The organism is Microtetraspora glauca, from assembly GCF_040656155.1.
GTDB lineage: Bacteria > Actinomycetota > Actinomycetes > Streptosporangiales > Streptosporangiaceae > Microtetraspora > Microtetraspora glauca.
Window position 1 is genome coordinate 67,370 of sequence record NZ_JBFALK010000016.1, and the last position, 22,921, is coordinate 90,290.

Annotated in this window: 24 protein-coding genes; 4 read left to right on the top strand and 20 right to left on the bottom strand. The window is 71.3% G+C overall.

The genetic code is table 11. The annotated features are described in order from the left end of the window. Positions 1 to 23 precede the first annotated feature (23 nt). Complete coding sequence (locus tag AB0I59_RS27320) at positions 24 to 3,047, top strand: alpha-mannosidase (protein WP_358137369.1); 3,024 nt, start codon at positions 24 to 26, stop codon at positions 3,045 to 3,047. 271 nt (positions 3,048 to 3,318) lie between these two features. Further along, the gene (locus AB0I59_RS27325) at positions 3,319 to 4,677 is read left to right on the top strand and encodes a hypothetical protein (RefSeq protein ID WP_061252739.1); all 1,359 of its coding nucleotides are present in this window, start codon (positions 3,319 to 3,321) and stop codon (positions 4,675 to 4,677) included. Between the two features lie 114 nt (positions 4,678 to 4,791). Here the strand turns inward: AB0I59_RS27325 and AB0I59_RS27330 are convergent, their stop codons facing one another. The 12 genes from AB0I59_RS27330 to AB0I59_RS27385 all read right to left on the bottom strand — a co-directional run bounded on the left by AB0I59_RS27330 (position 4,792) and on the right by AB0I59_RS27385 (position 13,986). Beyond that, positions 4,792 to 5,715 (bottom strand): SGNH/GDSL hydrolase family protein, encoded by a 924-nt coding sequence (locus tag AB0I59_RS27330; protein ID WP_358137371.1) that lies wholly within the window; start codon positions 5,713 to 5,715, stop codon positions 4,792 to 4,794. Further along, positions 5,712 to 6,287, bottom strand: coding sequence for a PadR family transcriptional regulator (locus tag AB0I59_RS27335; RefSeq protein ID WP_061252738.1), 576 nt, complete (start codon positions 6,285 to 6,287; stop codon positions 5,712 to 5,714). Before AB0I59_RS27335 ends, AB0I59_RS27330 begins: the two co-directional genes overlap by 4 nt. Before the next feature lie 39 nt (positions 6,288 to 6,326). Next, positions 6,327 to 6,530, bottom strand: coding sequence for a hypothetical protein (locus tag AB0I59_RS27340; RefSeq protein WP_358137374.1), 204 nt, complete (start codon positions 6,528 to 6,530; stop codon positions 6,327 to 6,329). Between the two features lie 20 nt (positions 6,531 to 6,550). Continuing rightward, on the bottom strand, positions 6,551 to 7,936 hold the full coding sequence (locus AB0I59_RS27345; protein ID WP_358137377.1) for an MBL fold metallo-hydrolase: 1,386 nt from the start codon (positions 7,934 to 7,936) through the stop codon (positions 6,551 to 6,553). 62 nt (positions 7,937 to 7,998) lie between these two features. Further along, a complete protein-coding gene (locus AB0I59_RS27350) occupies positions 7,999 to 9,288 on the bottom strand; it encodes an MFS transporter (RefSeq protein WP_358137380.1) in 1,290 nt (429 codons plus the stop codon). Between the two features lie 52 nt (positions 9,289 to 9,340). Beyond that, positions 9,341 to 9,706, bottom strand: a complete 366-nt coding sequence (locus tag AB0I59_RS27355) for a thioredoxin family protein (protein WP_358137383.1) — start codon at positions 9,704 to 9,706, stop codon at positions 9,341 to 9,343. Between the two features lie 49 nt (positions 9,707 to 9,755). Continuing rightward, positions 9,756 to 10,664 carry a sulfite exporter TauE/SafE family protein gene (locus AB0I59_RS27360; RefSeq protein WP_435831090.1) on the bottom strand — a complete coding sequence of 303 codons (909 nt, stop codon included), beginning with the start codon at positions 10,662 to 10,664 and terminating at the stop codon, positions 9,756 to 9,758. A gap of 54 nt (positions 10,665 to 10,718) precedes the next feature. Beyond that, positions 10,719 to 11,309 carry a rhodanese-like domain-containing protein gene (locus AB0I59_RS27365; protein WP_061252732.1) on the bottom strand — a complete coding sequence of 197 codons (591 nt, stop codon included), beginning with the start codon at positions 11,307 to 11,309 and terminating at the stop codon, positions 10,719 to 10,721. A gap of 62 nt (positions 11,310 to 11,371) precedes the next feature. Beyond that, entirely contained in the window at positions 11,372 to 12,712 is a 1,341-nt protein-coding gene (locus AB0I59_RS27370) for an MBL fold metallo-hydrolase (RefSeq protein WP_358137386.1), read from the bottom strand. 151 nt (positions 12,713 to 12,863) lie between these two features. Further along, positions 12,864 to 13,178 (bottom strand): rhodanese-like domain-containing protein, encoded by a 315-nt coding sequence (locus AB0I59_RS27375; protein ID WP_061252730.1) that lies wholly within the window; start codon positions 13,176 to 13,178, stop codon positions 12,864 to 12,866. Positions 13,179 to 13,248: 70 nt separating this feature from the next. Beyond that, entirely contained in the window at positions 13,249 to 13,374 is a 126-nt protein-coding gene (locus AB0I59_RS27380; RefSeq protein ID WP_358137390.1) for a hypothetical protein, read from the bottom strand. A gap of 42 nt (positions 13,375 to 13,416) precedes the next feature. Continuing rightward, positions 13,417 to 13,986: a DUF488 domain-containing protein gene (locus AB0I59_RS27385; protein ID WP_358137393.1), complete on the bottom strand. Its 570-nt coding sequence runs from the start codon at positions 13,984 to 13,986 to the stop codon at positions 13,417 to 13,419. Positions 13,987 to 14,083: 97 nt separating this feature from the next. On the opposite strand from AB0I59_RS27385, the gene AB0I59_RS27390 reads away from it, so the two are divergent. Then, entirely contained in the window at positions 14,084 to 14,275 is a 192-nt protein-coding gene (locus AB0I59_RS27390) for a hypothetical protein (RefSeq protein ID WP_061252729.1), read from the top strand. A 126-nt stretch (positions 14,276 to 14,401) separates the two neighbouring features. Here the strand turns inward: AB0I59_RS27390 and AB0I59_RS27395 are convergent, their stop codons facing one another. After that, positions 14,402 to 15,412: a MaoC family dehydratase gene (locus AB0I59_RS27395; RefSeq protein WP_358137396.1), complete on the bottom strand. Its 1,011-nt coding sequence runs from the start codon at positions 15,410 to 15,412 to the stop codon at positions 14,402 to 14,404. 155 nt (positions 15,413 to 15,567) lie between these two features. Between AB0I59_RS27395 and AB0I59_RS27400 the strand changes: the two genes are divergently transcribed. Then, complete coding sequence (locus AB0I59_RS27400; RefSeq protein WP_061252727.1) at positions 15,568 to 16,260, top strand: TetR/AcrR family transcriptional regulator; 693 nt, start codon at positions 15,568 to 15,570, stop codon at positions 16,258 to 16,260. 19 nt (positions 16,261 to 16,279) lie between these two features. Here AB0I59_RS27400 and AB0I59_RS27405 read toward each other — a convergent pair whose 3' ends face one another. From AB0I59_RS27405 to AB0I59_RS27435, 7 genes are all read right to left on the bottom strand, one after another. Next, positions 16,280 to 17,086: a nitroreductase gene (locus AB0I59_RS27405; protein WP_358137398.1), complete on the bottom strand. Its 807-nt coding sequence runs from the start codon at positions 17,084 to 17,086 to the stop codon at positions 16,280 to 16,282. A gap of 99 nt (positions 17,087 to 17,185) precedes the next feature. Then, entirely contained in the window at positions 17,186 to 18,403 is a 1,218-nt protein-coding gene (locus AB0I59_RS27410; RefSeq protein WP_358137401.1) for an NAD(P)/FAD-dependent oxidoreductase, read from the bottom strand. Beyond that, entirely contained in the window at positions 18,400 to 18,591 is a 192-nt protein-coding gene (locus AB0I59_RS27415; RefSeq protein WP_061252725.1) for a ferredoxin, read from the bottom strand. Before AB0I59_RS27415 ends, AB0I59_RS27410 begins: the two co-directional genes overlap by 4 nt. Before the next feature lie 29 nt (positions 18,592 to 18,620). Then, entirely contained in the window at positions 18,621 to 19,937 is a 1,317-nt protein-coding gene (locus AB0I59_RS27420; protein WP_061252724.1) for a phytoene desaturase family protein, read from the bottom strand. Positions 19,938 to 19,941: 4 nt separating this feature from the next. After that, on the bottom strand, positions 19,942 to 20,805 hold the full coding sequence (locus AB0I59_RS27425; protein WP_358137405.1) for an SDR family NAD(P)-dependent oxidoreductase: 864 nt from the start codon (positions 20,803 to 20,805) through the stop codon (positions 19,942 to 19,944). Between the two features lie 70 nt (positions 20,806 to 20,875). Next, complete coding sequence (locus AB0I59_RS27430) at positions 20,876 to 22,036, bottom strand: acyl-CoA dehydrogenase family protein (RefSeq protein WP_061252722.1); 1,161 nt, start codon at positions 22,034 to 22,036, stop codon at positions 20,876 to 20,878. Positions 22,037 to 22,040: 4 nt separating this feature from the next. Next, entirely contained in the window at positions 22,041 to 22,892 is an 852-nt protein-coding gene (locus AB0I59_RS27435) for an enoyl-CoA hydratase/isomerase family protein (protein ID WP_358137407.1), read from the bottom strand. Positions 22,893 to 22,921: the final 29 nt, after the last annotated feature.

Sequence of the window (22,921 nt, forward strand, 5' to 3'; positions counted from 1 at the left end):
GTTCAGATGTTCAAGGAGTCCTGATGCATGACGACCGCAATCTGGTCGAAGCCCGGCTCAAGCGCGTGCTCGACGAGCGCATCCGTCCGGCCGTGTACCCCGAGTCCGTGCCGCTCGACGTGGCCGTCTGGCACGCGCCCGGCGAGCCGGTGCCGGTCGCCGAGGGCCTGTCGGCCGTCCCGGAGCCGATAGCGGTCGGGGACGGCTGGGGCGCGCCATGGGGCACCAGCTGGTTCACCGTCACCGGCACGGTGCCCGCCGCGTGGGCGGGGCGCACCGTCGAGGCGATCCTCGACCTCGGATTCGACGAGAACATGCCCGGCTTCCAGTGCGAGGGGCTCGTCTACCGCCCCGACGGCACCCCGGTGAAGGGGCTCAACCCGCGCAACCAGTGGGTACGCGTCGGGGCGCCGGTGGAGGGCGGCGAGGAGGTGCGGCTGCACATCGAGGCCGCCTCCAACCCTGTCATCCTCGACTACCGCCCCTTCCTGCCGACGAAACTCGGCGACAAGGAGACCGCGGGGACGGAGCCGCAGTACCGCCTGGCCCGGATGGACCTGGCCGTCTTCGACGAGACGGTGTGGCGGCTGGTGATGGACCTGGAGGTGCTGGGCGAGCTCATGCGGGAGCTGCCGGTCGAGGGCGCCCGCCGCTGGGACATCCTGCGCGCCGTCGACCGGGCGCTCGACGCGGTCGACCTGCAGAACGTGAACGGCACCGCGGCCGCCGCCCGCGAGCGGCTCGCCGGCGTCCTCGCCACGCCCGCCGCGCCGTCCGCGCACCGGATCAGCGCCGTCGGCCACGCGCACATCGACTCGGCCTGGCTCTGGCCGCTCCGCGAGACCGTGCGCAAGGTCGCCCGCACCACGTCCAACATGACCGCGCTGCTCGACGACGAGCCGGACTTCGTCTTCGCCATGTCGCAGGCGCAGCAGTGGGCCTGGGTGAAGGAGCACCGGCCCGAGGTGTGGTCCCGGGTGACCAGGGCGGTGTCCGCCGGACGGTTCGTCCCGGCCGGTGGCATGTGGGTGGAGTCCGACACCAACATGCCGGGCTCGGAGGCGATGGCCCGGCAGTTCGTCCACGGCAAACGGTTCTTCCTGGACGAGTTCGGCATCGAGAACGACGAGGTGTGGCTGCCCGACACGTTCGGCTTCGCCGCCGGTCTCCCCCAGATCATCAAGGCCGCCGGATCGAAGTGGCTGCTCACCCAGAAGATCTCGTGGAGTCGGACCAACACGTTCCCGCACCACACCTTCCTGTGGGAGGGCATCGACGGCACCCGGATCTTCACGCACTTCCCGCCCGTCGACACCTACAACTGCTCGATGAAGGGCAGCGAGATCGCCCACGCGGCGCGCAACTTCAAGGACAAGGGCGTCGCCCGGCACTCCCTCGCCCCCACCGGCTGGGGCGACGGGGGCGGCGGCACCACCCGTGAGATGGTGGCCAAGGCGGCCCGGATGCGCGACCTGGAGGGCTCGGCCACCGTCACCTGGGAGACGCCCGCCGCGTTCTTCACCAAGGCCGAAGCCGAATACTCCAATCCGCCCGTCTGGGTCGGCGAGCTCTACCTCGAACTCCACCGCGCCACTCTCACCAGCCAGGCCAGGACCAAGCAGGGCAACCGGCGCAGCGAGTCCCTGCTCCGCGAGGCCGAGCTGTGGGCCGCGACCGCCGCCGTACGGACCGGACACCCGTACCCGTACGAGCAGCTCGACCGGCTCTGGAAGACCGTGCTGCTCCACCAGTTCCACGACATCCTGCCCGGCTCGTCCATCGCCTGGGTGCACCGCGAGGCCGAGAGGACCTACGCTGTCGTGGCCGGCGAACTCGACGGCATCATCGACGCGGCGCAGCGTGCCCTCGCCGGTGACCCGGGCGGAGACATGCCGCTCCTCTTCAACTCCGCGCCGCACACCCGCGAGGGTGTCGCGGCCGGGGGCGCCTCCGCGCCTCTCGCCGCCGGCGGCGGCACCGGCGTCCGCCCGCGTGACGGAGGCGGTCACCTCCTCGACAACGGCCTGCTCCGCGTGGAGATCGACGGGCGCGGCCTGGTCGTGTCGGCGTACGACCTCGCCGCCGAGCGGGAGGCCGTCGCACCCGGCCGGGCGGCCAACCTGCTGCAGATCCACCCCGACTTCCCCAACATGTGGGACGCCTGGGACGTGGACGAGTTCTACCGCAACACGGTCACCGACCTGGTGGACGCCGACGAGGTGGTGCCCGGGGAGGAGCCGGGCTCGGTCCGCGTGATCCGCTCGTTCGGCCGCTCGACGGTGACCCAACTGCTCAGCCTCTCGCCCGGCGCCAAGCGGCTCGACATCCTGACCGAGGTCGACTGGCACGAGACCGAGAGGTTCCTCAAACTGGCCTTCCCCCTGGACCTGCGTGCCGAGCGGTACGCCTCGGAGACCCAGTACGGCCACGTCTACCGGGCGACGCACACCAACACGAGCTGGGAGGCCGCCAAGTTCGAGGCGTGCAACCACCGCTTCGTGCACCTGGAGGAGCCCGGTTGGGGCGTGGCCCTGGTCAACGACTCCACCTACGGCCACGACGTGACCCGCGCGGTCCGCGCGGTCCGCGCGTCGGACGGCGGGACGACCACCACGCTGCGAGCCTCCCTGCTCCGCGCGCCCCGCTTCCCCGACCCCGAGACCGACCAGGGCGTGCACCGGTTCCGGCACGCGCTCGTGCCGGGCGCGACGATCGGCGACGCGGTCCGCGAGGGCTACGTCATCAATCTGCCCGCGCGGCGGATGCGCGGCGACGCCGAGGTCGCCCCGCTGGTGACGATCGACGACGACGCGGTCGTCGTGACCGCCGTCAAACTCGCCGACGACGGCAGCGGCGACGTGATCGTACGGTTCCACGAGGCGCACGGCGGCCGGGCCCGGGCCACCCTGACCGCGAGCTTCCCGATCACCGGCGTGGTGGCGACGGACCTGCTGGAGCGGCCCATCGCGGAACCGCGGCGGCACGGCGACACGGTGCCCCTGACACTCCGCCCGTTCGAACTGGTCACGCTGCGGCTGAAGCGCTAGCCGTCATTCTCGAGCTCCGCCCCACTGTTCGCCACGTGCGAGAAGGCGTCAAAGTCAACGAAGCGTAGAGCGGCGCTCTCACAGGATGCCGGCGGTACGGCACGGCCACCGACGCCTATGACGTCACGACACGGAAGGTGGCATTTGTAACACCCGACCCGGTATGCGCGGGTTGTAGATCATTTGGCTAGCCTTCACCCCGTTCAAGTGCAACCATGGTCGCCGCCTGAATCGCTGCCCGAGCATCAACTTTCCACGGGGGAAGGTCTACGTGCTGACACGCCGTCATGCCCTGTTCACGCTCACCGGATCGGTGTTCCTGCTGAGCGGGTGCCGCCTGCCCGGCGTGCTGACCGGGGTGGAGAAGACGCGCGACGCCACGGACATGCAGGCCGACGTCAAGCGCTTCATCGACCGCCGCAACGCCGCGCTGCGCTCCGGCGACGAGCAGGCCTGGCTCGCGGGCGTCGACACGTCCAACGCCGCGCTGATGGCGGCCCAGAAGCTGCAGTTCGCGAACCTGCGCAAGTTCCGGTGGGAGACCCTGCAGCTGTCCAGCGGGCCTTCTGACGGCCCGCTGGTCGCCGAGGCCCAGCGCTACGTCAAGACGCTGCCGCAGGACGTCAACGGCTTCAAGGTCCGCCTGGTCTCCAAGCTGGCCGGCGTCGACAGGGACAGCAGCGCCAGCGATTCCATCTACCTGTTCGCGATGATGAACGGGCAGTACACGATGGTCGACGTCGGGCCCGTCACCGACGACTACGGGCTGATCTACGACCCGCCGTGGGAGCTGACCCGGCTGACCGTCGCCAAGCGCGGGGACGTGGTGCTGGCCACGGACGGGTCGGTGCCCGACTTCGAGGCCTACGTCAAGGTCGCCGCCAGGGCCAGCGCCGAGGTGCGCCGCGACTGGCTGGACAACCTGGCGCCCGGCGGCTTCGCCCTGTTCCTGACCGGCAGGCCCGCCAGCTACAAGAAGTGGTTCGGCGCGGGCACGCCCAGCTGGTCGGAGGGTGTGGAGATCTCCCTGCTCGGCGCGAGCGCCGACAAGGTCGAGGTCACGGGCCACTACGCGGGCTCCCGCATCGTGATCAACATGAGGTCCGCCCTCAAGTCGGACGACCCGCTGCTGGTGATGAAGCACGAGATCACCCACGCGATCACCACGGCGGTGCAGCCGGTCGACATCCAGCTCGGCCCGGTGGGCGGCGCCGGCGGCAAGGGGCTGAGCCTGGCCGCGCCCCGGTGGGCCACCGAGGGCTTCGCCGGCTACATCGAGAACCGCGGGACCCCGGCGGCCGCCAACAGGTGGGTGATCCGTGACGGCCTGGCCAAGGGCCTGTTGCGCGCGGACCTGCCCAACAACGAGCACTTCTACGATGACAAGTACCGCTCGTTCAACTACGCGCTGGGCTGGTCGCTGTTCCGGTTCATCGCCGAGGCCAGGGGGCACGCGACCGCGCTCAAGGTCTACCTGGGCCTGGTGACGAGGCCGAGCTTCGGCGACATGCAGGGCAGCGACGCGCTCTTCGACACGCTGTACCGCCTCAAGCTGCAGAAGGAGCCCTTCGTCACCACGAGCAACTCGCTGTTCTGGCAGCAGTGGACCGCCTTCCTGCACAGGATGTGACGCCAGGAGGGCGCGGCGTTGACCACGGCCCTGGCCCTCCTCCTGGACCAGGGCCAGGTGCGCCGGCCGGCCTGACCACCCGGCACGCGCCGGCTCGGCGGAAGAGAAGAGCGGTTACGGCGACCGGTGATCAAGGCCAGGATCGCGTTCCAGGAGTTCCTCTCCGGGCGGCACGACCTGCCGTCCACCCGCCGCGGGCACCGGCACCTCTGAGCCCGCCGCCGATCCGGCCGAGGGAGCGGACTGCGGCGCGCGGGGGCTCGCGGCCGGCTGGGCCCACGGCGTGAGCTCCGGCCGCTTGGCCGTGCGGCCGTCGCCCGAGGAGCGGCCGCGGATGCGGCGGCCGATCCACGGGCCCGCGAACGTGGCGAACCAGCGTAGCTCGGCCGCCGCCACCCGCCACGCCGGCGCCGGGGGCAAGGGCGGGAAGGGCAGCATCCACGTGTCGTCACTGCCGGGCAGGCTGAGGGAGTGGGCCATGGCGGCGGCGATGCGGGCGTGGCCCTCCGGGCTCGCGTGCAGCCGGTCCATGCCCCACATGCGCGCGTCGGTGACGAACTCCATCGCGAACGTGTCCACCACCGTGACCCCGTGGCGGGCCGCGGCGGCGCGGATGCGGGCGTTGAGGTCGAGCACCTTGGGCCGGAGCGGCCGGGCTATCGGGGCGATCTTCCCGATATCAGGAAAAGTCACGGTAACCACGTGCGCGCCCGCCTCGGTCAGCGCGGCGTACATCTCCTCCAGCACCTCCGCCACAGCGGCGGGCTCGCAGCCGGGGCGAATGAGGTCGTTCATGCCCGCCATGACCGTGGCCAGGTCGGGGCGCAGCGCCAGCGCGGGGGCCAGCTGCTCGGAGCGGATCTGGCCCGCGAGCCGGCCGCGGACCGCGAGGTTGGCGTACAGGAGGCCGGGGTCGGCGCGGGCCAGGTGTTCGGCGAGGCGGTCGGCCCAGCCGCGGTGTCCGTTGACGTCGTCGCCGTCACCGAGGCCCTCGGTCTGGCTGTCGCCGAGCGCGACGTAACGCCTGTAGACGGTCATGAGGTCTCCTTTCCGGCGCGGGCCGTGCGCTCGCCGAGCGTCCGCGCCGTCTCCAGGCACCAGGCGCGGGTCTCGCGCTCCAGCCTGCATCCCGCCAGGCAGGACAGGTAGGGGCCGACGTGCTCGCCCTGGCGCAGGAACGTCTCCTCGTCCAGCTCGCCGCGCAGGCGCAGCAGGAGCTGCTCGAACACCTCCAGCTTGGCGGCGGCCTCCCGGGCCCGGTCGTGCAGTTGCCCGATCACCGGCGCGGGGTCGAGCAGGTCGACGGCGTGCACCTTGACGGCCAGGTCGTCGCGGATGAGCAGGGGCTTGGCCGGTGTGGCGGCGAAGGCGGCCAGCTCGCCGAGCCCGGCCTCGGTCACCTTGAACACGCGCTTGTTGGGGCGGCCCCGCTGGACCACCTCCCGGCCCGTGACCAGGCCGTCGGCCTCCAGCTTGGTCAGCTCGGCGTAGAGCTGCTGCGGGGCGGCGTACCAGAAGTTGGAGACGCCGATGTCGAAGATCTTGGCGAGCTGGTATCCGCTGTATTCGCCGTCGAGCAGCGCCGCCAGCACCGCGTGTCTGAGGGCCATCGGCTCAATACTCATGGATATGAGTAGTCATGGGGATGACTATAAGCCGACGGACACCTCGGCGCCAGAGGGCCACCACGGACCGCAGGGCCGCCGGGCCCGCGACCGGCCGGCCCGCGGCGGCATCCCGCCGCGGGCCAGGTGGCCGTGCCCGGAGTCGAGCGAGTCACCGAGCAGGGCGACCTTCCGGTCCGCGAACTCCATGGCGAGTCCGGCGAAGGTGACGAACTCCGTGGGGCACACCGGCGTGGCCGGGTGGTGACCTATGCCCCGGCGGTCGCGAAGGCGCGCTGCCAGGCGTCGTAGCCGCCGATCAGGTCGGCCACCCGCTCTCGCCCCTCGTGCTCCAGCAGGCCGGCCGCGATGGCCGAGCGGGCGCCGCCCGCGCAGTAGACGACGACGGGACGGTCGACCGGCACCTCGGAGAGCCGCCCGGCGAGCTGCGCGAGCGGGATGTTCACCGATCCCTCGATGGCGCCGCCCGCGACCTCTCCCTCGTTGCGCACGTCGACGAGCAGCGGCGGCTCCACCCCGGCGAGCGCCTCGCGCAGGTCGCGCGCGGTGACCCGCGTGGAGTGCGCCACCTCGCCGGGCACGGCGAGGAAGGCGGCCTCGGGCTCGCGCAGATATCCGGTGACCGTGTCGAAGCCGATCCTCCCCAGGCGGGTCACCACCTCCTCCTCGCGATCCTGCGGGGCGATGACGACGATCTCGCTGCGCGGCTTGACCACCATGCCGACCCGTTCGGCGAACCGTCCGTCGGCCGGGACGCCGATCGAGCCGCGCAGGTGGGCGAGGGCGAAGTCCTGGGAGTCACGGGCGTCGACGACAACGGCGCCCGCCGCCCGCGAGGCCAGGAAGTCCTCCTGCGACAGCGGCCGGACGTGCGCGGCCACGTCGAGCAGTTCGTGGTTCTTCCGGTTCAGCACGGCGTCGTAGACGAAGTAGCCGGGCGCGGGCGGCTGACCCTCCGTGACGATGGCCAGGAACTCGTCCTCGCTCATCGGCGCGCACGCGTAGTTGGTCAGCCGCTGCATGCCGATGGTCGACTGCCGCTCCGTCGAGAGGTTCTTGCCGCAAGCCGAGCCGGCGCCGTGCGCCGGGAACACCCGCACCGCGTCCGGCAGCCCCATCAGCTTGTGCTGGACGCTGTCGTACAGCATCCGGCCGAGCTGGTCGGCCGTCATGCCGAGCGAGGCGAGCAGGTCCGGCCGCCCCACGTCGCCGATGAACAGCGCGTCTCCCGTGAGCACGCCGTAGGGCACCGTGTCGGAGGCGTGCTCGTACACCAGGATGCTGATCGACTCCGGCGTGTGCCCGGGGGTCTCCATGATCTCCAGGACGACGTCACCGAGCTCGACGCGCTCGCCGTCGGTCAGCGTGCGGATGGGATACTCGGCCTCGGCCCTATGTCCGTAGCCGATCCAGGCGCCCGTGCGCGCGGCCAGCTCGAGATGGCCCGCGATGAAGTCGGCGTGGAAGTGGGTGTTGATCACGCCCTCGATCCTCAGCCCGCGCGCCTGCGCGTCCGCGATGTACTCGGACACGTCGCGCCTGGGGTCCACCACTACGGCCCGGCCGGTCTCCCGGTCACCGATCATGTACGAGGCCTGCGAGAGGCAGTCCAGGTAGTACTGCGTGAAGAACATGTCCGTCCTCCTGCGGTTCGATGGGGTTGCTTCCAGCATACCCCGGGGGGTATCTGATTCGGTCAGGACTTCAGTCCCTGTTTCGGGGATGTCCCCTGGTCAGTCAGGGGTTCCCCGGTGCGTCCGGCCGCCACCGGGCGCGTCTCGTACATGCGCACCGCGACGACCATCCCGGACAGGCCGGTGAGCGCGGCGACGGTCCAGACCGCGGCGGGAATCCCGTACAGGTCCGCCACGACTCCGGCGAGCAGGGCGCCCGCGGCGAATCCGCCGTCACGCCACAACCGGTACACCCCGACCGCCCGGGCTCGCCAGGCGGGGTGGGCGACATCGCCGACGGCGGCGAGCAGGGTCGGGTAGACCATGGCCGTGCCGAGGCCGAGCAGGATCACGGCCGCCACCCACACGGGAAGCGACGTGCCCACGGCGACCATGGCGAGGGCGACGGCCTGCGTCGCCATCCCGCCGACGATCAGCCACTTGCGGCCGATCCGGTCCGACAGCGCGCCGGTGGCCAGTTGCCCGAAGCCCCAGACGGCCGGATAGAGGGCGGCGAGCAGTCCGATCCCGGCGGTCGAGAGGCCGTGGGCGGCGAAGAGGATCGGAAACAACCCCCAGGCCAGGCCGTCGTTCAGGTTGTTCACCATGCCCGCCTGGGAGGCGGTGGAGAGCGCCGGTTCCCTGAAGCTGGTCAACGTCAGGATCCGGCGGGTGCTCAGCGGGCTCACCGCCGTCCCCGCCTCGTGGTGGGCGTGCCCCCGGGTCTCCCGTACGGCGAGCGTCGACAGGCCGAGCCCCAGGGCGGCGTAGGCGGCGCCCAGCAGGAACGGCGTCGGCCGCAGGCCGTACTCTCCGGCGAGATAGCCGGTGGCCATCGCCGTGACCGCGACCGCGACGTACCCGGCGGCCTCGTTGAGTCCCATGGCCAGGCCGCGACGCTCCGGACCGACCAGGTCGATCTTCATGACGACGGTGGTGGACCAGGTCAGGCCCTGGTTCACCCCCAGCAACACGTTGGCGGCGATCACCCAGCCCCAGCTCGGCGCCCAGATGAGCAGCAGCGGCACCGGCAGGCCGATCAACCACCCCGCGACCAGCACGGGCTTCCTGCCGTACCGGTCGGACAGGGTTCCGGCGAGGAAGTTCGTGATCGCCTTGACCGCGCCGAAGGCGAGGATGAACGTGAGCACGCCGATGTAGGCGTTCAGGTGGAAGGTCTGCCCGGCGAGCAGCGGCAGCACCGTTCGCTCCTGGCCGAGCATCCCGCCGACCAGCGCGTTGACGGCGACGAGCAGGGTGAACTGGGCGAGGTTGGCCCGCAGCCCCAGGCTCGGCGGACGGACGGCGCCCATGCCGTCCTCCGCGCGAGCCGGCCCGGGGGGCTGGGGCGGTCTCCGTGCCACGTCAGCGCCGGGCGGGCTGCCCGGCCACGTGGCGGCGGATCTCCGCCATGTCGAGCGTCCGGACCTGCGCGATGAGGTCGTCGAGCACGGGTTCCGGCAGCGCCCCGGGCTGGATGGCGACGATGACACCGTCCCGGATCGCCATCAGGGTCGGGATGGAGGTGATACGGAACGAGCTCGCCAACTCCTGCTCCGCCTCCGTGTCGACCTTGCCGAAGACGATGTCGGGATTGCGCGCGGCCGCCGCCTCGAAGACCGGAGCGAACCGACGGCACGGGCCGCACCAGGCCGCCCAGAAGTCCACCAGCACGATGCCCTCCGCGGTGACCGTCGCGCTCCAGTTGTCCTTGGTCAGTTCGGTGATCATGTCCCTTCCTCTCTCTTTGCCCGCGGGGTGTCTCTCCGCCCGCCGGGCGTCAGCCACGGTTGGTCTCGGGGACGCGCACCGCCCGGTGCCCCCGCCCCTTCTCCTTCCTGAGGAGCAGGTACGTGACGACCGCCAGGACCGACACGCCGCCGGCGAGCAGCACCGCGACGCCCCACATCGTGTGGAACAGCGCTGACGGCGCCTGCTGGACGAGCACGAAGCCGCCCATCACGAGAACGAACCAGCCGAAGCCCTTGCGCAGGCGGTCCGCCTGGATCCGCCCGGCGAGCTGCCCTCCCACCAACCCGCCGACGACCGCGGCCGCGGTCACGGGGAGCGCGGTCGTCCAGTCGATGTGGACGGTCTGCAGGTATCCGGCGAGCCCGGCGAGCGACTTCAACGCGATCACGACCAGCGAGGTGCCGACGGCCATACTCATGGGCATTCCGCCGAGCAGCACGAGCGCGGGGACGACGAGGAAGCCGCCGCCCGCGCCGACCAGGCCGGTGACCAGTCCGACGACGACACCCTCGGCCAGCACGTGCGCGATGGGCAGGTCCGTGTGCGCCGGCGCCTGCTCGGGCACCGCGCGGCCGCGGATCATCGCGGTCGCGGTGGCCAGCATCATCAGCGCGAACGCGGCCAGCAGCACGGCGGACGGCAGGTGCGGCCCGATCAGGCCACCGCCGTACGCGCCCGCCATGCCGGCCACGCCGAAGATCAGGCCGGTCTTCCACCGGATCCGCCCGGCGCGGGCGTGCCCGACGGCGCTGACCGCGCTGGTCACGGCCACGACGAACAGGGACATCGCGATCGCCGCCTTGGCCGGCACGCCCGCGAGGTAGACGAGCAATGGCACGGTCAGGATCGACCCTCCACCGCCGAACAGGCCGAGCGTCAGGCCGACCACCACGGCGCCGGCAAGGGTCAGGGCGAGCATGGAATTCCTTCCCTTCATACCCCTGGGGGTATATAGGAGACAGTCCGCTCCGCCGTACGGCGGAGCCGGGGGTCAGGCCCTGGAGCGCGCGGGCCTGCGGATGCAGGCCATGGCCTCGTCGACGTCGACTCTTCCGCGGTTGTACGGCAGCCTGGAGAGCAGCATCCCCATCGCGCAGGTGTCGGTCAGCGCGGCGAAGGTCAGCCCCGCGCCGACGAAGGCGCCCACGAAACGCGCGCCGGGCAGCCACAGGTCCGCCACGATCGACGTGAGCACGATGCCGCCGGCCACGAGGCGGACCTGACGCTCCAGGCTCCACTTCTGCCGGCCGCGTACGACGGGCGCTCCCGAGGCGATCCAGGCGTTCATGCCGCCGGAGAGCACGACCGTGTCGGGCAGCCCGGCTTCGCACAGCTTGTTCTGCGCCTGGGTGGCCCGGCCGCCCGACTGGCAGATCAGCAGCATCGTGCCGCCGGCGTCCGCGACGATCTGCCGCAGATGGGCGTCCACCTGGTCAAGCGGCAGGTTGACCGCACTCTGGATGTGCGCGGTCTCGAACTCGGCCGCGGTTCGCACGTCGACGACGAGCACGTCCGGGTTGGACGCGATCAGAGCACGCGCGCTGGCGGGGTCGATGGTCTGGGATGGGCGGTCCACGCTCATTGGTATCTTCTCTTTCCTCAGCGTCTCGCGGCGGTACCCGCGAGAGGTCATGGCGCGGCCGGTCAGGCCGCGTGGCGGGCGGCCTTCGCGGCGACGACGTCGGGGATGCCCGCACGGTTCAGCACCACCACCCGGTAGCCCTGGCGGGCGAGCAGGGTCGCGGCGATCGCCGCGCGGCGACCGGAGCCGCACGCCACGAGCACCGGGCGGTCCCTGTCGAGCTCGGCGGGAACGCCCTCGGCGACCAGTTCGGGGAGGAATCGCTCCACGGCTCCCCCGAGACGTACGGCGGCGCGCTCGTTCGGCATCCGCACGTCCAGCACCTGGGCGTCCGGCCGCTCCACCAGCGCGACGAAGGCCGTCAGATCCACCAGCTCGAACCGCGCGGTAGCGGCCGGGCCGAGATCGCGCACCACGCCCCGCACACTGTCGATCCCGATCCGGGCGAGCTGCGTGACCGCCTCGGCGGCATCCTGGCCGTGCTCCGCGACCAGGACCAGTGGTGACCCGTACGGCAGCAGCCACCCGGCCCAGCTCCCGAAGTCGGTGCCCTCCTCGATGCCGACCGAGCCGGGCAGGAAGCCTTCCGCCTGCGCCTTCCTCGGGCGGATGTCCACGACGTGAGCGTCGTCGGGCACGTCGGCGACCGCCAGCTCGGGAACCTCGATCGCGGGCATCGGCGGCACCCCGAGCGTGTTGGCCGGGCCCATGTACGCGTAGAAGGCCGGGATCGGCATGGGCGCGGCGAGCAGCTCGTCGGCCAGCCGGTCGGCGTCGTCGATGGCCAGCAGCGGGTTCGTGCCGATCTCTTCACCGATCGTGGAGGTGTAGCGGCCCGCGCCGCTCGCGGTGCAGAACGACCCCTCGCCGTGCGTCGGGAGGAGCTCGACCTGCGGCGGCAGCGCCGCGAGCCGCCGCAGCGAGCCGTACTGGAGCCTGGCCAGGGTGCTCGCCCGGGCCGTTCCCAGCAGGTCGGGGCGGCCGGCCGAGGCCACAAGGAGGCTGCCGCCGGAGAAGACCGCGGTCGGCTCGCCGTCGATCAGCACGAGGTAGCTGGTGTGCTCCGGCGTGTGGCCGGGCGTGTGGATCGGGCGGATCGCGAGCCCGTCCTCCCCGCTGATCTCCTCCAGGTGGAAGGCCGGCGTGTGGCGGTAGGCCGGCGCGGCGGCGGCGGGCAGAACCAGCTCGGCGCCGGTGCGAAGAGCGGCCTGCTCCCCGCCGGAGACGTAGTCGTTGTGCAGGTGGGTCTCCAGCACGAAGCGGAGCTCCACGTCGCGGTCGGCGGCGGCTCGCAGGAACCGGTCGATGTCGCGCTGCGGGTCGACGAGCACCCCCTTGCCCTCGTGCGTGAGCAGGTAGGTCTGGTCGCCGAGGCCGGGAGTGCGGAAGGACAGGATCTCCACGGTTACCTCACTTTCACAGGGGAAAATACCCCCGGGGGTATCAAGGTCGCAAAAATAGCGGCAGGCAAGGCCGCCGACGGCAGGCGAGCGCCGTCCGGGATTCAGGAACGATCAGCGAGAAGGGCGGGCGGGAAGGGCTGCCGAACCACGGTCAGACCGCGCCCGCGACCACCTGGCCTCCGGCGTGCATCCACCCCTTGGTGCCGCCGGCCACCGAGTACGCCTCGATCCCGGCGCGGCGCAGGATCGCGGTGCCCGCGCGACTCCGGTTCCCCGAGGCGCAGATGACATAGACGGCGCCGTCGCGCGGCACCTCCGAGATCCGCCCCGGCAGACGATCCAGCGGGATCGGCAGCGCGTCCGGCACATGGCCCGCGGTGAACTCGTCCATTTCGCGGACATCGACCACCGTCGCGCCGCCGCGGTACGCCTCGGCGAAGCGGGCGAGATCGACTTCCGGGCTCATGCGATTTCCAAACATGGTAATTACCCCCGGGGGTATATGAAGGTCATGGCGAAACGGCTGGGAGAGCCGGTCACGCGAGGGCGAGGAACAGCTTCTCCAGCTCGGCGACGCTCATCGCGATCACACCGGCGAGCCGGCCATGCGCACGCCGCAGGCGAGTCACCGCGCCACCGATGTTCGCCTCATCCATGCGCATGCGGCCAATATACCCAGGGGGGTATGTTCCCGCAAATCTGGGTCAGGCGGCGTCGTAGACGAGGAGCCCGTCGTCGAGAAGGCGCGCGCCCGCGGTGGGCCGGTGTTCGGTGAGTCGCCCGTCATGGGCCAGGTGCAGTACGGGGACCTGGTGGACCAGCACGGCGTAGTCGGCGATGATCCGCCGATGGCAGCGCCACCAGACCGCCTCGCTGCACATGATCACGGTACGGGTGGCCGCCGCCCGGTCCAGGAGTTCCTTCAGGGCGGCGTGGAACTCCGGTCCGCGGCTGTAGCCGGCGTACCCCCGGAAGGAGTCGTTCCGCCAGAACGTGTCGGGCGAGTCCGGAGCCGGCGTGCGGAAACCGCCGAGCCGCCTCTCCCACCAGTAGCCGATCCCCTCCCCCGGCAGCCAGGCGGAGAGCTCGTGCCTGCCCACGTGGGGGAGGCGGCGGCTCCCGGGCGCGGTACGGACGTCCACGACGGCCTCCGCGTTCACGCCGTGAAGGAGGGTGGTGATCAAGGTCCGGGAGGCGGTGCCGTGACCGAAGGTGAGCAACGGAGGCGTCTGGACGCGGCCGGCGAACGACGGACGCAGGTCGGCGGTAGCCACCAGCGGCGCATACCCGGGGGCCCGAGCGCCAATCGCCTGATCAAAACGCCGCCGGAAGTCACCCGGCGGTAACGCGACACCGCGACGGGACGACATCGTGCACCTGCTCGCCGCGCTGGCGATCGGATACGACGAGGCGCGCCTGCCGGGCGGTGTCGACATCACGGGCTGGCGGGCGGAGATCGAGCGGACGCGTTCCATGGACCCCGCACAGGCGCGGCGCGAGATCGACGCGGTCCGTTCGGTGCCCGTCCCCGCACAGGGGCGGGCGTTCGTCACGGTGAGGTAGGCCAAGCGCGGCGCGATCCAAGAGCCGATGCGTACAGCCTCCCGGGAGAGATGTAAGCGGAGTTCTCTCTGCTCGCCGTGAATGCTCGTCGAGGTATCGCATGGCTCCCCGCGTCCGGGGGCGTTCCTACGCCATGACGGCGACGAACCGCCAGTCGAGGACGACCCTCGGCTCGCCGTCCCCCACCACACCGACCAGCGAGCGGAGATGAACCAGCCCACCGCCGCCGGGCAGCGGAGTGCGGCGTTCCACGACGACCTCGCTGGAAAGCGTGTCCCCTTCGTGGACGGGACCGACGTGGTCGCAGCCGTGCCAGGCCACGACCGTGACCAGGTTCGGCAGCGCTCGGGCGGCCTGGGACAGCGCGAGGCCGATGGTGTGCCCGCCGTACACCAGCCGCCGCGAGCCTCCGGCGGCGCCCACGTCGTGATGCACCTGCGCCACGTTCACGGTGAGCCTGGCCAGCTCCGGGGCACTGGACACGACGTCTCCCCCGCCCACCCGCCACATCTCCCCCTCGGCCACATCGGAGAAGTGCCGGCCGCCCGCCCGCTCCCTGAACCGGTCGAGCCGCCAGCCCGCCAGCAGCCCCGCCGACGCCTCGACGAGATCCGCGTCCGCGGAGGCCGCACCCACCGCGTCGAGATCGGCGTCATGACCGGTCAGCGTCGCGGAATCGCGGAGCGGCACCATCGCGCAGCGCCAGAAGTCGAGCACCGGCGCCCCGTCCTGGTCCACGGTGCTGATCCGCAGCGCCGCCAGCCCGGTCGGACGGCGGCCCGGTTTCGGCCGGTTCTGCCGCAACGCCACCACTTCGGTGGACGTGCGCAGCGTGTCACCGATCACCGGCAACCGGCGGAAGACGAGTCCACGGTAGAACAGGTTCGCCTTCACGTGATGGGTGACCAGGGTGGACTGGCCGATCGCCACGTCCCAGACCAGTGCCGGATGCGCCAGGGACGCTCTCCCTGTGACCTCCTCGCAGAGGTGCGCGTCCAGCGGCAACCGCAGCCGATCGCCCACGACCGCCTGGTGGACCGCCGCGTGCCCGGGGGTGAGAGTGACTCCCGGAGCGCCGTCGAACACCTGCCCGACCGCCAGCTCCTCGAAGTACGGACCTTCCACGATCGCCGTCACCGGCCCACTCCCTCTCCCCGCTCCGCAACGCGCCCGGCCATTGCCGCGACCACTTCGTCGATCATCTTTCCCTCGGTTCCACGGAACATCTGATGGTCGGTTAATCTACATTCGGTTAAATCGCCTCGAGGGCGGGAGCCGCGTATGATCGCTCCGTGTCCAGGAAAGCCGGCGGCCCCACTTCGGAAGAAAGCTCCAAGTCAGCCCGTACCCGCGAGCGCATCCTCGACGCCGCGGCACATGTCCTCAGCCGCAAGGGCTACGCCGGGACACGCCTCGGCGACATCGCCGACCAAGCACAACTCCAAGCACCCGCGATCTACTACTACTTCGGATCCCGCGAAGACCTGATCGAAGAAGTCATGTGGACCGGCGCTCGCCGCGTACGCGAACACGTCAGCGAGACCCTCGACGCACTCCCCGCCGACACCGATCCCATGGACCGGATCTGCGCCGCCATCGAAGCCCACCTCCACATCGAACTGGAACTCTCCGACTTCGCCACCGCCGTCATCCGCAACTCCGGCCAGATCCCCGAACACCTCCGCACCCGCCAACTCGCCGAAGAAGGCGAATACGGCAAACTCTGGCGCACCCTCTTCCGCGACCTCGACAACGCCGGCGACCTCCGCCCCGGCCTCGACCCACGGGTCGCCCACCTCCTCGTCCTCGGCGCCATCAACTGGGCCGCCGAATGGTGGAACCCCAAGCGCGACACCTTCGACGCCGTTGTCCGCAATGCCCAGTCCCTCGTCCGACACGGCCTCAGCGCCAGATCACAACTGATCGAACCCGACGAGCAGACCGGATCACGCCCGCCACGAAAGCGCACCCGCCGCACCCCGTGACCCAGGGCCCCGCATGGACTCATCGGTCGTGCCACTCGACGACGTTCGCGGGTTCCTCCCGGGATGTACGGAAAGAGTTGGCCGGGTGTTCCGTGTCGGAGTAGCCGAAGGACACTCCGCAGACGATCACGCGGTCGTCGGGGATCGCGAAGTGCGCGCGCACGGTGTCGGAGCGCATCGCGATGGCCGCCTGCGGGATCGCCGCGATGCCCAGACTCTCCGCGGCCTGCAGGAGCGTGGACACGTACGCCCCGCAGTCGATGTAGCCGTACGGACCGAGCGACCGGTCTGATGTGATCACCGCGACGTGCGGAGCGCCGAAGAACCGGAAATTCTCCAGGAGCTGGAGGTTCCGCGCCTCGAGATCCTTCCTGTCGATGCCCAGGCTGCCGTAGAGGGCGTAGCCCGCCTCCCGCCGCCGCGTCTGGTAGACGCCGTGGTACGCGGCGGGTTCGGGGATGTCCGAACACGCCGGCCGGGTCCCGGCGGCGTACAGCTCCGCCCGGAACCGTTCGGTCGCCTCGCCGCTGGTGAGGATCACCTGCCAGGCCTGGGAGTTGCACCAGGACGGGGCGCGCTGGGCGAGAGCGAACATCCGCTCGATCAGGTCTGGCGGCACCCGTTCCGAGCGGAAGGCGCGGCAGCTGTGCCGCCGCGACAGGATCCGCTCCAGGGCGTCGTCGAGCCGGACGGGGTGCCCGGCGAACGACTCGACCGCGGCGGGATCCGCGACGGCCACCGGCTGCCCGGCCGCGGCCGGATCCTCGACAACCATTGGATCCTTGATGGCGGCGGGCTCTCCCTGTCCGGCTCTGTTGGCGGTCATGGTCGGCAACACTCCCATCGCATTCTCGTGGTCTTGTCGGCACCGGCTCCCTTCGCCGTGCCTGCCGACGATCCGGCGGAATCCGCGCCCGGACGAGACTCAGACGCGCTCCATGGCCGCGGACCTGCGACGGCCGGCGAATTCCAGGCCCTGCGTCCAGGCGGCGCCGCGCGCGATGAGCCCGCGGTATTTCATGATCTGGGTCTGGCCGTTCAGCGTGAGCGCTCCGGCCAGGCGGTCGCCTTCGCGGTAGAGGGCGACGAAGTGGTCACCGCCGGGGCCGCCGTCGACCACGCGGACCTCGTCGGTCGCGGGAACGCCGACGAACTGGATGCGGGAGCCGTACCAGTCCGACCAGAAGTACGGCACGGTGGAGTACGGCTTGGCCACCGCCGGGTCCAGGGCGTTGCGCGCCGCCACCGCTCCCTGCTCGGCCGCGCTGGTCCAGTGCTCCAGCCTCATGTGACGGCCGAACATCGGGTTGTGCCAGCGGGCGACGTCCCCGGCGGCGTACACCCCGGGAGCTCCGGTGAACAGGGTCTCGTCGCAGACGACGCCGTCGTCGAGAGTCAGCCCGGAACCGGCCAGCCAGCCGGTGGCGGGCACCGCCCCGATGCCCGCCACCACGAGGTCGGCCGCGAGCACGGTCCCGTCGGTGAGCCTGACCCGCTCGACCGTCCCCTCACCCTCCACGGCCTCCACGCCGACGCCGCAGCGCAGGTCCGTGCCGGCCCGGGTGTGCAGGGCCGCGCACGCCGCGCCCATGGTCTGGCCCACGGCACGTACCAGCGGGGTGGGCAGCGCCTCGACGATCGTCACGTCACGACCGCGCTTGCGGGCGGCGGACGCGACCTCGGAGCCGATGAAACCGGCTCCGACCACGACCGTGCGCGCGCCTGCGTCCAACGCCCGTCGTACGGCCTGAGCGTCGTCACGGGTGCGCAGGGTGTGCACTCCGCGCAGTCCGTCGGTTCCCTGCAGGGTGCGGGCCCTCGCCCCGGTCGCGATCACCAGGGCGTCGTAGCCGAATTCCCGCTCCCCGGCATGTACGGTCCCGGCCGTGGTGTCCAGCGCGGTCGCGGCAGTGCCGAGCACGAGTTCGGCGCCCAGCTCGTCACGGAGCACCTCCTCGCCGCGGAAGGCGGGCAGGTCGGCACCGTCCAGGAACGCCTTGGACAGCGGCGGCCGGTCGTAGGGCAGGTGGGGTTCGGCGCCGATCAGGGTGATCGACCCGTCGAAGCCGCTCTTGCGTGCCGCCTCGACCGCGCGCAGGCCCGCGAGGGACGCTCCGACGACGACGAATCGCCGCCCGCTCATGGTTCCAGCCGCAGCGCCTCGGTCGGGCAGCCCTCGACCGCCTGCCGGACGCCTTCGAGGTCGCCGTCGGAGACCGTCTCGGACAGCAGGACCAGGTCGCCGGCATCGTCGACCTCGAAGACGCCGGGTGCCAGTGACTCGCAGATGCCGAGACCGGTGCACCTGTTCCAGTCAACGATGATCTTCATGGTTCCTTTCCTTCGCGTGAGGCGCCGGCTCAGCGGCCGGCTCCGACGGGGTGACGCTCGGCGATCAGCTCGACGACGATCTTGGCCGTCTCCGCGCAGGCGGTGGTGCCGCCGTTGGCGTACTCCTTGACCCCGTCTCCGACGTTCCACAGGTTCGGGATCGGCGTCGCGGGGGCGAGGTCGAATCCCGCGACGGCGCGCTGCGGGGGCCAGCCGTCGCGCGTCACCGCGACGGAGAGCACGCGGGCCCGGCCGAAGCCGGGCACCTGCTCGCGCAGGTCCTCCATGATCAGCTCGGTTTCGGCCTGCTCGTCGAAGTCGCCGACCGACGGCTTGGGCACTCCGGCGGCGGCGTACAGGTGCCATCCCTCCGGGGCCATCTCCGGGCACAGGTCGGTGAAGTTGGCGATGTAACACAGGCGCCGGGTCTTGCCGAAGCTCAGCATGCCCTGGGCCTCGATGAGCCGTTCCCTGCTGGCGATGTTCACCGTGATCATCGAGCAGGGACGGTCCCGCCGCCGCACCTCGTCGCGGTAGTCGGCGGGCAGGTTGTCCGCGCCGACCAGCTCCACGGTGGCGGCCGGTCCGGCGTCGCTGACCGCGACCCGGCAGCCGACCTCGACGGTCTCGCCGTCACGGGAGATCACGGCACCGGTGACCACGCCGTCAGTGAGAGTCAGCGAGCGAGCCTCGCTGTTCAGCCAGACCTCGCCCCCGTTCCGGGTCACCACGTCGGCCAGCGCCCGCCAGACGCCGATGGTGCCCTCCGGGTGGAAGCCGAACTTCTTGAAGGCGCTCTTGCGGGTGAAATAGGTGAGGAAGACCCGGGCAGGCAGTTCCTCGGAGCCGACCGCGAAGATGGAGCCGCACATGTTGCGGAACATCCCGTGCACGTTCTCGTTCGTGGTGTACTTCGACACCCACTGCTCGGTGGTGAGCTCGGCCTCGGGCAGTCCGCTGTCCTCCCTGGCCGCGCCCAGCCCCTTGACCAGCTTGGCGCCCTGCCGGGTGAGCTTGCCGAGGAGGAACCCCCAGCCACCGCCGGTCACGTCGATGTCCTTGCCGCCGATCCGGTAGAGAATCGGGGGCTTGGGCATGCGGACGTCGTACGGCGCGCCGACGGTCGCGAAGGTCTCCTCGGTGACGCCGCCGAGCTCCAGCACGATCGCCCCGTTGTTGACCTTGAAGCCGTCGATGTCGTACGTGGACGCCCGCCCGCCGACCCGGTCGAGCCGCTCGACCACCAGGGTGCGGTACCCGAGGTGGGAGAGCCGGGCGGCGGCGCACAGGCCGCCCGCGCCCGCGCCGATCACGAGGGCGTCGAAGTCCTGCACTGTCGTCTCCATCCGCTCAGCCCACCCGGTTGATGGCCGGGACCGCACCGTTCATATCGACGATCTCCGCCCAGCGCTCGCCGACCTGTTCGATGGTCGGCACCTCGGCGAAGGTGACGCCCGTGGACTCGAAGAGCTGCACGCGGGTGCAGAGGCCGCCGCCGACGACAACGACGGTTCCGCTGTCGGCGCACTCGTCGGTGAGCAGGTGGCCGACGACCGGCGCGACGTGCGCGGCGGGCAGCTTCGCCAGCAGCTCGGCCGGGGCGACGTCCTCGGTCATCCGGGTCGCCGCCTGTGGCGCGACCGCGTTGGCCAGGATGTTGTACTTGCGGCCCTCGATGGCGAGGGTGTTGATCAGGCCGACCATGCCAAGCTTGGCCGCGCCGTAGTTGGCCTGGCCGAAGTTGCCGTACAGGCCGGTGTTGGAGGTGGCGACCACCACCCGGCCGTGCCCCTGCTCGCGGAAGTGCGGCCAGGCCGCGCGGACGACATGGTACGTGCCGTGCAGGTGGACCTGGAGCACCGCGTCCCACTGCTCGGCGGTCATCTTGTGGAAGGCGACGTCACGGAGGATGCCGGCGTTGCTCACCACGCCGTCGATGCGGCCGAAGGCGTCGAACGCCGCGCGGACGACGGACGCGCCGCCCTCCTCCGAGGCCACGCTGTCGTAGTTGGCCACGGCCTGCCCGCCGGCTTCGGTGATCTCCGTGACCACCGCGTCGGCCATGGTCGTGCCTGAGCCGGATCCGTCCCGCGCACCGCCCAGATCGTTGACGACGACCTTGGCGCCGGAGCGGGCCAGCAGCAGCGCGTACTCGCGGCCGAGCCCTCCTCCGGCTCCGGTCACGGCGATCACACGGTCCTGTACACCTGCCATGGGCGCACCTCTTTCGTTCTCTGTCGGAAGCGACTTTCGGGGTCGGTAGGAGGCGGTCAGTAGGAGGCGGTCAGTAGGAGGCGGGCAGCCGCAGGCTGTGCTGGGCGACGAAGTTGAGCACCATCTCCCTGCTGACCGGGGCCGTGCGCAGCAGCCGGGCCACGAACCACAGGTCGGCCAGGCCGTACTCGCGGGAGAGCCCGTTGCCGCCGTGCGTCTGGATGGACTGGTCGAGCGCCTTCAGCGACGCGTCGGCGGCGGCGAACTTGGCGATGTTGGCCGCCTCCGCCGCGTCCTGCCCGGAGTCGTACAGCTCGGCGGCACGGGCGGTGGCCAGCCTGGCCAGCTCCACGCCGATGTACGCCTCCGCGAGGGGGTGCGACACTCCCTGGTGGGAGCCGATCGGGGCGGACCACACCTGCCTCTCGCGGGCGTAGCGGGCGGCCTTGTCCAGCGCGTACCTGCTGATGCCGTTGCTGAGCGAGGCGGCCAGGATGCGCTCGGGGTTGAGGCCGGCGAACACCTGGCGCAGACCTCGCCCGGCCTCGCCGATCAGGGCTTCGGGACCGATCCGCACGTCGTCGAAGAAGACGGTGAACTGCTTCTCCGGGACGACGAGCTCGGTCGCGATCTGCTGCGTGCGCAGGCCGGGCGCGTCGGTGGGAACCACGAACAGCGAGAGCGGCGTACGCCCGGACGGGCCCGGATCGCCGTCGCGCGCCACCACCAGGAGCGCGTCGGACTCGTCGGCGCCGGAGATGTAGTACTTGGTACCGGTAAGCCGCCAGCCGTCTCCGTCACGGTGCGCGGTGGTGGTGACCTGATGGCTGTTGGAGCCGGCGTCCGGCTCCGTGAGCGCGAACGCCATCTTCCTGGTGCCGGCGGCCATGCCGGGCAGCCACTCGCGTCGCATCTCGTCGGATCCGTGCCGCCAGACGATCGAGCCGGTGATGGCGGGTGAGATGACGCCCATCAGCAACGGCATGCCGTGGGCCGCCAACTCCTCGAGGACCACGCCGTACTCCGAGAGGCCGCCCCCGCCGCCGCCGTACTCCTCCGGCAGGTGCACGCCCAGGAATCCGCCCGCGCCCAGGTCGGCCCAGAGCTCGTCGACCCGGCCGCCGGCGCGCGCCCGCTCGGCGAAGTAGGCGTGGCCGTACCGCTCGGCGATCTTGCCGACGCTCTGCCGGAGCAGCGCGTGCTCCTCGCTGTCGAGGATCAGTCCCGTCACGTCGTCACCGTCCCTGGTAGTGGGGCTCGCGCCGGCCGGCGAACGCGGCGATGCCCTCGGCCGCGTCGGCCGTTGCGGCGGTGCGGAACATGGCACGCTCCTCCGCGGCCAGGTGGTCGGTCAGGCTCCGGTCACCGGAGTCGTTGAGCAGGTGACGCATCTCCGCGTAGGCCCGGGTGGGCCCGGCGGCCAGCCGCCGGGCGACCGCGAGCGACTCCTCCCTGATCGCCTCGGCCGGGACGACGCGGGAGACGAGGCCCCACTCGGCGGCCTCGTGGGCGGTCAGCATGCGCTGCTCGAAGTAGAGTTCCGCGGCTCGCTTGGGCCCGACCATCCGTGGCAGGAACCAGGAGCTCCCTCCGTCGCTGGAGAGGCCGAGTGCCCCATAGCCGAGGGCGAACCTGGTGCCCTCGGCGGCGAGCACGAGGTCGGCGCAGTAGAGCAGGCCCAGCCCGCCTCCGGCGACCGCGCCGTGGACGGCGCAGACGATGGGCGCGTCCAGATCGAGGAATCGCCGGAGCGCCTCGTGGTAGAGGGCCGCCATGCCGCGCAGCAGGGCGGCTCGCTCGTGGTCGGTCGCCTCGGCGAACACGCCGATGTCGCCCCCTACCGAGAAGGCCGGACCGGCGCCGCTGATCAGCAGAGCCCTGAGCCCGCTCGCCTCCGCGCAGCGCCGCGCGGCGTCGCGCAGGCCGACGGCCATGGCGGTGTCGAGCGCGTTGCGGGTGTCCGGTCGGTCGAGCCTGACATGGGCGATACCGTCGGCGAACTCGAAGCCGACCGCGGGAAGATCCCCCGACCCAGGTCCGGTGCCCGGCGGCGGGCCCGCGGCGGGCGACTCGGCGTTCGATGCCATACGAACCTCCAAATAGTTAATTTAAACTA